Annotated in this window: 7 protein-coding genes and 1 pseudogene; all 8 read right to left on the bottom strand. The window is 52.9% G+C overall.

Translation table 11 applies throughout. The features are described 5' to 3' along the window. Window positions 1-221: 221 nt before the first annotated feature. Window positions 222-1,106, bottom strand: a complete 885-nt coding sequence (hflC, locus tag INT22_RS12700; protein ID WP_193068332.1) for a protease modulator HflC — start codon at window positions 1,104-1,106, stop codon at window positions 222-224. After that, entirely contained in the window at window positions 1,107-2,369 is a 1,263-nt protein-coding gene (hflK, locus tag INT22_RS12695) for an FtsH protease activity modulator HflK (RefSeq protein WP_193068331.1), read from the bottom strand. Window positions 2,370-2,544: 175 nt separating this feature from the next. Next, window positions 2,545-3,855 (bottom strand): ribosome rescue GTPase HflX, encoded by a 1,311-nt coding sequence (gene hflX / locus INT22_RS12690; RefSeq protein ID WP_193068330.1) that lies wholly within the window; start codon window positions 3,853-3,855, stop codon window positions 2,545-2,547. Window positions 3,856-3,891: 36 nt separating this feature from the next. Beyond that, window positions 3,892-4,140: an RNA chaperone Hfq gene (gene hfq, locus INT22_RS12685; protein WP_009099947.1), complete on the bottom strand. Its 249-nt coding sequence runs from the start codon at window positions 4,138-4,140 to the stop codon at window positions 3,892-3,894. Between the two features lie 151 nt (window positions 4,141-4,291). After that, window positions 4,292-5,230, bottom strand: a complete 939-nt coding sequence (gene miaA / locus INT22_RS12680; RefSeq protein WP_193068329.1) for a tRNA (adenosine(37)-N6)-dimethylallyltransferase MiaA — start codon at window positions 5,228-5,230, stop codon at window positions 4,292-4,294. 42 nt (window positions 5,231-5,272) lie between these two features. Continuing rightward, the gene (gene mutL, locus INT22_RS12675; protein WP_446718951.1) at window positions 5,273-7,207 is read right to left on the bottom strand and encodes a DNA mismatch repair endonuclease MutL; all 1,935 of its coding nucleotides are present in this window, start codon (window positions 7,205-7,207) and stop codon (window positions 5,273-5,275) included. Window positions 7,208-7,229: 22 nt separating this feature from the next. Further along, complete coding sequence (locus tag INT22_RS12670) at window positions 7,230-8,657, bottom strand: N-acetylmuramoyl-L-alanine amidase (RefSeq protein ID WP_442311536.1); 1,428 nt, start codon at window positions 8,655-8,657, stop codon at window positions 7,230-7,232. 50 nt (window positions 8,658-8,707) lie between these two features. Then, window positions 8,708-8,889, bottom strand: a pseudogene (locus tag INT22_RS20965) (tRNA (adenosine(37)-N6)-threonylcarbamoyltransferase complex ATPase subunit type 1 TsaE); the annotation flags it as partial.

The raw sequence follows: 8,889 nt of genomic DNA, 5'->3' as shown, positions 1-8,889 counted from the left end.
GCCAGCGGTCAGCGATGGTCATGTGAACAATCCTGCGAGACAATGAAGGCCCAAACAAGCAGCTACATCATGACGCGTTTTAGGCGTTCATGGACAAGCGCTAGTGAAATGAGGGCCACAAAAAAACCGGGCGACGCCCGGTTAATTAAGTCTATCACGTTTGTGCGCCAGATGAACCCCGCTAGGACTGCATAACCTTGCGGGGCTGGGCACACATATAACTACTCTCCGTTATTAGGAACCGCACTACGCAAATAGCGGAAAAAATCACTATCCGGCTCCAGCACCAGCAGGTTGTTATCACCTGCGAAGCTTTCACGATAAGCATTCAAACTGCGCCAGAAAGCGAAGAATTCCTGATCCTGACCATAAGCCTGAGAGAAAATTGCCGCTGCTTCTGCATCGCCTTCACCACGCAGCGTTTCAGAACGCTCATTGGCCTGGGCGAGCAGCACCTGACGCCGGCGATCAGCGTTAGCGCGAATACGCTCAGCCTCTTCCTGACCTTGTGCACGCCATTCACGAGCTTCACGCTCACGCTCAGAACGCATCCGCTCGAATACTGCAGCCGAGACATCTTCTGGCAAATCGATACGCTTGATACGAATGTCACGTATCGCCACACCAAGCTCATCACGCATCAGCTCATCTAGCTCAGCGGTAGGCCCTGTCATCAGGTCATCGCGACGTTCGGCGATAATTTCCTGAAGATTCAAGCGACCAAACTCGTTACGTAAGCTTTCATCTACGCGCGGCTGAATCAGGCGAATCGCCATCATTTCATCGCCTGCAGTCGCCTCGTAGTAACGCGTGGGATTTACCACCTGCCACTTGACGTAAGAGTCGACAATAACCGCTTTCTGCTCAAGGGTTAGATAACGACTGGTATCAGTATCAAGAGTCAGCAGACGCGTATCGAATTTACGAATCGTTTGCGCGATCGGTATTTTGACATGCAGTCCTGGCTGAATATTCTCTTCGATGACCTCACCAAAACGCAGCTTAACGGCACGCTCAGTTTCATCCACTACATACAAGCTATTACTAGCTAGCCAAGCCACAGCGGCCAAGCCACCTACGATTAGCAGGGATCGATTATTAATCATTTAGCGGCCCTCCCTGCGAATGGGGTTACTTGATGACGAGGATGACGAGCTGCTCTGGCTTCCACGCAACGAGTCAAGCACCCGCGGATCAATCGATTCACTACTACCATCACCACTGTTACCGGAAGAAGCATTACTGCCAGCAGCGCTGCCGCCACGCATTTGATCTAATGGCAAATACATCAAAGGCGCATTTTCACTTACATCCAGCAGTACTTTGGGAGTATTACCAAAGACGTCTTCAATCGCATCCAGGTACATACGCTCACGCATGATGTCAGGCGCGTTGCGATACTCGGTCAACAATGCGTTAAAGCGGTTAGCCTGACCTTGTGCTTCAGCCACCACCGACTCTCTATAACCTTGACCTTGCTCAACGACACGCTGCGCTTGGCCTTGAGCAGCAGGGATAATGGCATTGGCGTAGGCCATCCCTTCGTTGATCGTACGCTGACGATCTTCACGTGCGCGAATAACATCATCGAAAGCATCGATAACGGGCGCAGGCGCAGAGGTTGACTCAATGTTAATTGTCTGTAGACGAATACCAGCGCCGTAAGCATCCAAATAAGATTGGAGGCGGCTTGCCACAGAGCTACCTAAAATTTCACGACCAGAGGTTAAAATGTCGATCATGTCAGTGCCGCCGACAACGTGACGCAAGGCGGAGTCCAAGGCATTCTCGATAGACAGTGCTGGATCGCGTACGTTTAATACGAAGTCACGTGGATTGGCCACTTGATACTGAGCAGAAATTTCCACTTCAACGATGTTTTCGTCTCGAGTCAGCATAGACTGCGTTTGGGAAACTGACCGAACACGGGTCACGTTCACCATACGAACATCGTCAATTAGCGGCGGGTTCCACTGCAGGCCTGGATCTACGATGCCCTGATACTCACCAAAACGCAGCACGACGCCACGCTCAGACTGGTCGACCAGATAAAAACCGGATGCGGCCCAGATAGCTAAAGCGACAACGACCAGCAAACCAGGTAGCGCTAGAGAGTTACGCGGTTTACCACCACCGCTTTTACCACTCCCGTTACCACCATTACGTTTTTTGCCACCGCCAGCCAGCATTCCGTTTAACTTATCTTGGAATTTCTTTAGTGCTTCATCGAGGTCGGGCGGACCTTGATTGTTGCCACCATTATCACCTCCACCATTACTTCCACCACGATCACCGCCGTTATTACCACGTCGGCCACCACTGCTCCAGGGGTCGTGCTGGTTGCCACCACCAGGCTCATTCCAGGCCATACATCTTCTCCACTCAGGTGTTCACCTGCACTTAGCCTCACAGTTAGCAAGGCACGGTGCTTTTAATATTATTACTATATAAATTTTGTACCATACTTCTACCCGAGTTCACATAGGCTTCACATACCCAAGCTCACTTATATTTAAGCTCGTATATGCGATGCCGCCTACTTGACTACCATTCGTCAATTTCGCGTAAAGCGACGGGTAAATAGGTATTGGCACGCTCACCAAGTTGAGCCATGAGCTGATTGAAATCACGTCTAGGCAAGCGCACGTCTAAAACAGACTGTCCCTGCTCATCAAAATATTCTTCTCGAACTGCGTTCAACTCATGTAGGCCAGCACGCAGCTTACCCTGCTCCGGAGAGAGTGTAAGCGAAAAGCCAATAACATCATTTGCTAAACGTTCGGTTAGCGCCTCATGCAGCAAATCAAGGCCTTGCCCTTGCTGAGCTGAGAGCCACACAACCTCAGGAACGCCATGACCATCGCGCTCAATTCGCGGTGCACTATCAAGACGGTCGATTTTATTCATGACCTTGAGAGCTGGCACGCTATCAGCGCCTATCTCTTTGAGTACACGATCGACTTGCTCAACGTTGGCATCACGATCAGGATCAGCAGCATCTATTACATGCACCAACAGCGATGCTTCCGCAGCCTCTTGAAGCGTTGCTCGGAACGCTTCAACCAACTTGTGAGGCAGATGGCGAATAAAACCAACTGTATCGGCCATCACCACAGGGCCAACGTCTGCAATTTCGAGACGACGAAGTGTCGGGTCAAGCGTGGCAAATAGCTGGTCAGCTGCGTATACCTCAGCATTGGTAAGCGCGTTAAACAGCGTCGATTTACCGGCATTGGTATAGCCAACTAATGAAACGCTATGAATCTCGGCACGTGAACGTGCGCGGCGGTTCTGGTCGCGCTGGCTGCGTACTTTATCGAGCCGTTTATGAATCGACTTAATGCGCCCGCGCAGCAAACGACGGTCGGTTTCTAACTGCGTTTCGCCAGGGCCGCGTAAACCGATACCGCCCTTCTGACGCTCTAAGTGGGTCCAGCCGCGCACTAGGCGAGTGGACATATATTCAAGCTGGGCAAGTTCTACCTGCAGCTTACCCTCATGGGTTCGTGCCCGCTGCGCGAAAATATCGAGTATTAAACCGGTACGATCAAGCACTCGACACTTGAGCTCATGCTCAAGGTTGCGCTCTTGGGAGGGGCTTAAGCTATGGTTGAAGATCACCAGCTCTGCTTGGTGAGCTGCGAGCAGTGCTCGCAGCTCCTCCAACTTGCCTGACCCGATAAACGTTCGGGAGTCAGGGCGCTGTCGGCTAGCAGTGAGTAATGTCGCGGGCTCTGCGCCAGCAGAGCGCACGAGCTCTAAGAACTCACCCGGGTCTTCACGTGCTTGCTCATCATGAAAGTCAACGTGAACAAGTACTGCCGTTTCACCGGCATCTGGGCGCTCAAAAAACAATCAATACCTCGTGGACTCTCTAGCTATCCAACGGTGTTAGATGTCCGCGTCGGGCGCGGCTGGATCTTGTGCCGGCAAACGCACGTTGCGCGAAGGCACTACCGTGGAAATAGCGTGTTTATAAACCATCTGACTGACGGTATTGCGCAATAAAATGACAAACTGGTCAAATGATTCAATCTGGCCCTGCAATTTAATGCCGTTCACCAGGAAAATAGAGACCGGAATGCGCTCCTTGCGCAAAATGTTCAGGTACGGGTCTTGAAGGGACTGCCCTTTGGACATGTTGCTCTCCCTAAAACTGTCGTTGGGGTTGGTTATAAATGGCGCGCCCTACTGGTGCTGCGCCGCAATCTTGTTGCCCGAAAGGCCTGGGGTTGTCAAAAGAGCCAGCCGGCCACTCGAAAACACTTGCTTACGAAATCACTATCTTACGCTAAGCACCGCTTTCACGCACGAATTTCAGCACCTTATCCAATACGTCAGGCTGCTGTGAGTCTACCCATGTAAGCGACGGCCAACTTCTTAACCACGTAAGCTGCCGCTTAGCGAGCTGGCGAGTTGCTATCACGCCACGTTCAATCAACTCGTTTTCGTCGTACTTACCGTCTAAGTGCTCCCATACTTGACGATAGCCAACACTCTTCATTGCTGGCAAGCCAAGATGAATGTCAGAACGTTGTTTGAGGGCGGCTACTTCATCTATCAAGCCCTCAGCCAACATTGTTTTAAAACGCACCGCAATGCGGTTGTGTAGCAATTGGCGATCACTAGGAGCTAACGCTATCGACATCACCCGCCAGGGAAAGGTTTCTGGCTGCTGTTCTGCCCATAGCTCACTCATAGGACGCCCACTTACATAATATACTTCAAGCGCGCGCATTAAGCGCTGTGGATCATTAGGATGTATGCGCTGCGCTGAATCGGCATCCACTTCAGCCAGCATACGATGAAGCGCCGCCAACCCTTCACTCTGCCGAATAGCTTCCAACCGTTGACGTATGGCGGTGTCTGCGGCGGGCAAGTTAGCAACGCCTTCCACCAAACGCTTAAAGTAGAGCATCGTCCCGCCAACCAATAATGGCACGCTGCCTGCCGCGCTAATTTGCCGCATCTCCTGCAGCGCATCTTCACGAAAATCAGCGGCCGAATACGGCTCAGATGGATCACGAATATCAATCAAACGATGCGGCGCACGCGCCAACTCGGCAGCACTCGGCTTAGCACTGCCAATATCCATCCCGCGATATACCATCGCTGAGTCGACGCTGATCAGCTCATGCCCCAAACGCTCATGTAGAGCCATCGCCGTGTCGGTTTTACCGGCTGCCGTGGGCCCCATTAGAAAAATCGCCCAGGGGCGTGTGTCAACCATCTGCTCTTAGCACTCCCTTCGTTGTCTTAACTAACCACGCAGCTATTGTCCACGTAAGAACAGGCGGTCGAGTGCTTTCATACTCATTTGCGTCCAGGTTGGACGGCCATGATTGCACTGGTCGCTTCGCTCAGTGCGCTCCATATCCCGCAGCAAGGCGTTCATTTCATCAATGGTTAAGCGTCTATTTGCACGGACACTACCATGGCATGCCATGGTCGACAGCAACTCATGAATGCGTGCTTCAACCTGATGGGTGCGTCCAAACCGCGACAGCTCTTCGAGCATTTGACGTATTAGGGTCTCTGGATCTGCCTGAGCCAAAAGAGCTGGCAATTGCCGGACTAGCAGAGTTTCTGGACCCGCCACATCTAGCTCAACGCCTAACTGGGCAATGGCATCGCGTTCACTTTCAGCGGTTGCCACTTCGGCGCGACTGGCGGCCAGGGAAACCGGCACCAGCAACGGCTGCCTATCAATCCCGTCAGCAGCAGCCAACTGGTTTTTCATGCGCTCGTAGACAATTCGCTCGTGAGCAGCGTGCATGTCTACGAGCACCAACCCCTGCGCGTTTTGCGCCAAAATATAAACACCGTGCAACTGCCCTAGCGCAAAGCCCAACGGCGGCGCCGTGGTTGCATCATGCTCAGGCATCGCCTGCGGAACCTCACGCACTTCTGTCGCTTTTGATGCATTAATGCTTGGCGCGCTCGGCTGCGGCGTTAATAGCGACTCTTCATGATCCGGATGCAGCGCCTGGTAGCCCTGCATAAAACGACGCACTCGCTCTGCCCCAGGGTGGCGCTCAGGTGAGTCTGATAGCGCCATGCCTTGCTGCTGCCAACGGGGAGCGGGCGTTTGAACGTCAGCCTCATTGGTGTTGCCCGTGGCACCTGCCTCTGCTACTTCACCTTCATGCCCATAAGGGGTGCTCTGTTCTTCTTCAGCAGGCTTAGAAGAAGCAAGACAATGGTGCAGGCTAGAGTAAAGGAAGTCGTGCACCATCCGACCATCGCGAAACCGCACTTCATGCTTCGTTGGGTGCACGTTGACGTCGACGACATCAGGATCAAGTTCCAGGTACAGCACAAACACCGGATGACGACCGTTATACAACACGTCGCGATAAGCCTGACGAACAGCATGGGCAACCAACCGATCACGAACGACGCGACCATTGACAAAAAAGTATTGCTGATCCGCCTGAGAACGAGAGTGCGTAGGCAAGCCGACCCAGCCACTAATACGCAACCCACCCGCTTCACGTTCAATGTAGCGAGCATGCTCAATAAAGTTTTTACCCAATAGAGAAGCAATACGCCGCTCGCGTGCGGCTGGCGTCACTCCTGGTGGCAATTGATGCACCACTTTCTGGTTATGACGCAGCACCCAAGCTACGTCGTAACGTGATAACGCCTGGCGACGAAAAGCTTCTTCAACATGGGCAAATTCTGTTTTTTCGGTGCGTAAAAATTTGCGCCGCGCGGGGGTATTAAAAAACAGATCGCGTACCGCGACACTGGTGCCACGGGGGTGTGGCGCAGGCGTTACCCGCGCCTCCATACCACGCCCCTCGGCGACGACTCGCCACCCTTGGCGGGGGTCCTCTTCAGCATTAGAGATCAGCTCCAGCCGTGAGACAGAGCTGATCGAGGCCAACGCTTCGCCACGAAAGCCCAACGAACTCACGCCCTCTAGATCTTCAAGGCTGTTGATTTTGCTGGTTGCATGACGAGCAAGCGCCAGGGGCAAATCCTGTTCACCTATACCAATACCATCGTCGCGCACTTTAATAAGCCGAGCGCCGCCTTGCTCTATCTCCACTTCAACTCGCTGGCTGCCAGCATCAATGGCGTTCTCAATCAGTTCCTTTGTCACTGACGAAGGGCGCTCGACAACTTCCCCCGCGGCAATTTGGTTTGCCAGACGAGGATCAAGTACATGAATGCGCGTAGGCGAAGAGATCAATTCAGACAACCGTCACCTCAGAAACTTATGATCATGAACGTGGAATACGTAGCACTTGGCCAACACGGATAACGTCACCGTTAATATCGTTGGCCTGCTTCAGCTGATTCACTGGCACACCATGGCGTACGGCAATAGCTGACAATGTATCTCCCGATTGGATACGGTACTCGTTACCGCTCGGTCGACGCTGATTATCGCGCTGCCACGCCAATAGACTTGCTGGCGGCGGATTACGCTCGAAGTGGTCACGCAAACCATTGAAAATAGCCGTTGATAACCCACGCTGATGGACCGGATCCCTCAGGCGACGCTCTTCATCAGGGTTAGAAATAAAGCCAACTTCGATAAGTAGCGACGGAATATCAGGCGATTTCAGCACCATGAAACCGGCTTGTTCAACACGAGACTTATGGAGACGGTTGATACGGCCTAATTGGTCGAGCACTTGACCACCAATCGACAGCGAATCGTTTAACGTTGCCGTCATCGTGAGGTCTAGCAACACACCTCGCAGCACTTGATCCTTGTCACGCAAAGAAAGGCTGCCGTCAACACCACCAATCAAGTCGGAGCGGTTTTCGCTATCCGCCAGCCATTGGGCAGTTTCAGACGTTGCGCCTCGCTGGGAAAGTGCATAAACAGAGCTTCCCTGGGGCCGCGGGCTGGAAAACGCATCGGCATGTATCGATACAAAAAAGTCGGCTTTCTGATCCCGAGCAAGCTGGGTACGCTGACGAAGCCCCAAGTAGTAATCACCATCGCGAATGAGTACCGCTTTAAAACCGCGCGTACCGTTTACTTCTGCGGCAAGGCGTCGCGCAATTTCCAGTACTACATCTTTCTCACGTGTTCCAGAAGGACCTATCGCGCCAGGATCTTCGCCGCCATGCCCAGCATCAACAGCAATAATAATATCCCGCTGCGGATGCGGTTGAGCTGGCTGAACCGTAGTAGTCGTTGGCGGCACTATCTCTTCAGCGACCACTTGCCCTGGTGACTGCTCCTGTGCCTGAGCCTGAGTATTAGCTCTTTGGGCAAGGATTTCTTGATCGCGAATCATCGCCTCTATCGGATCAATGGGGTTTTCGACCGCACTCTCGCCAGGGTACTCAAGATCGACCACCAAACGATGCCCATACTGGTCGTTGGGTGGCAATGAAAAGTGACGTGGGGATATGTCACGGTTAAGCTCCAGAACAACGCGAAGTCCGCCACCATCCCGAACCCCCGTTCGTACTTCATCGATGGCGCTCCCATCCAATGGCAGCGTAGATACATCGGTGTCTAGGTAGCTTTCATCAAGATCAATGACTAACCGTGACGGGTTCTCAAGGGAAAATACATTAGCGTTTGCGGCTGCCGTCAAATCAAACACCAAACGCGCATGATCAGGAGCCGCCCACAACCGCATGCTCTCTACCGTTGCCGCTTGTAGCGATGACACACCTGCCACCATAAGAACACAGCCAAACGACACACTGCGTGTCAGGTAGTTTAGTGCGCTGTTTATAGCCATTGAGTTACACCACTTTCAAGCTTTTCACTGCCATGCTTGCTAACCATCTCGCTGATCACCCGTTCACCCAAGTCAGTTTCTGCGGTTAGCGTAACCAAGCGACCAGGATCAGCCACCTCCAGCACCACTCGCAAATCTGGCGCGGGGAGCCAACCCTCACCTCGGCTCGGCC

Origin of the sequence: Halomonas sp. 3D7M (genome assembly GCF_014897885.1) — a bacterium.
In the GTDB taxonomy this organism is placed as follows: Bacteria; Pseudomonadota; Gammaproteobacteria; order Pseudomonadales; family Halomonadaceae; genus Vreelandella.
Note: the sequence above shows the minus strand (reverse complement) of the source record. Positions and strands in the feature narration are given on the sequence as shown.

Coding starts and splice junctions, on each gene's coding strand:
- hflK (WP_193068331.1), bottom strand. CDS start 2,369: ATGGCCTGGAATGAGCCTGGTGGTGGCAACCAGCACGACCCCTGGAGC.
- hflC (WP_193068332.1), bottom strand. CDS start 1,106: ATGATTAATAATCGATCCCTGCTAATCGTAGGTGGCTTGGCCGCTGTG.
- INT22_RS12670 (WP_442311536.1), bottom strand. CDS start 8,657: ATGGTGGCAGGTGTGTCATCGCTACAAGCGGCAACGGTAGAGAGCATG.
- hfq (WP_009099947.1), bottom strand. CDS start 4,140: ATGTCCAAAGGGCAGTCCCTTCAAGACCCGTACCTGAACATTTTGCGC.
- miaA (WP_193068329.1), bottom strand. CDS start 5,230: ATGGTTGACACACGCCCCTGGGCGATTTTTCTAATGGGGCCCACGGCA.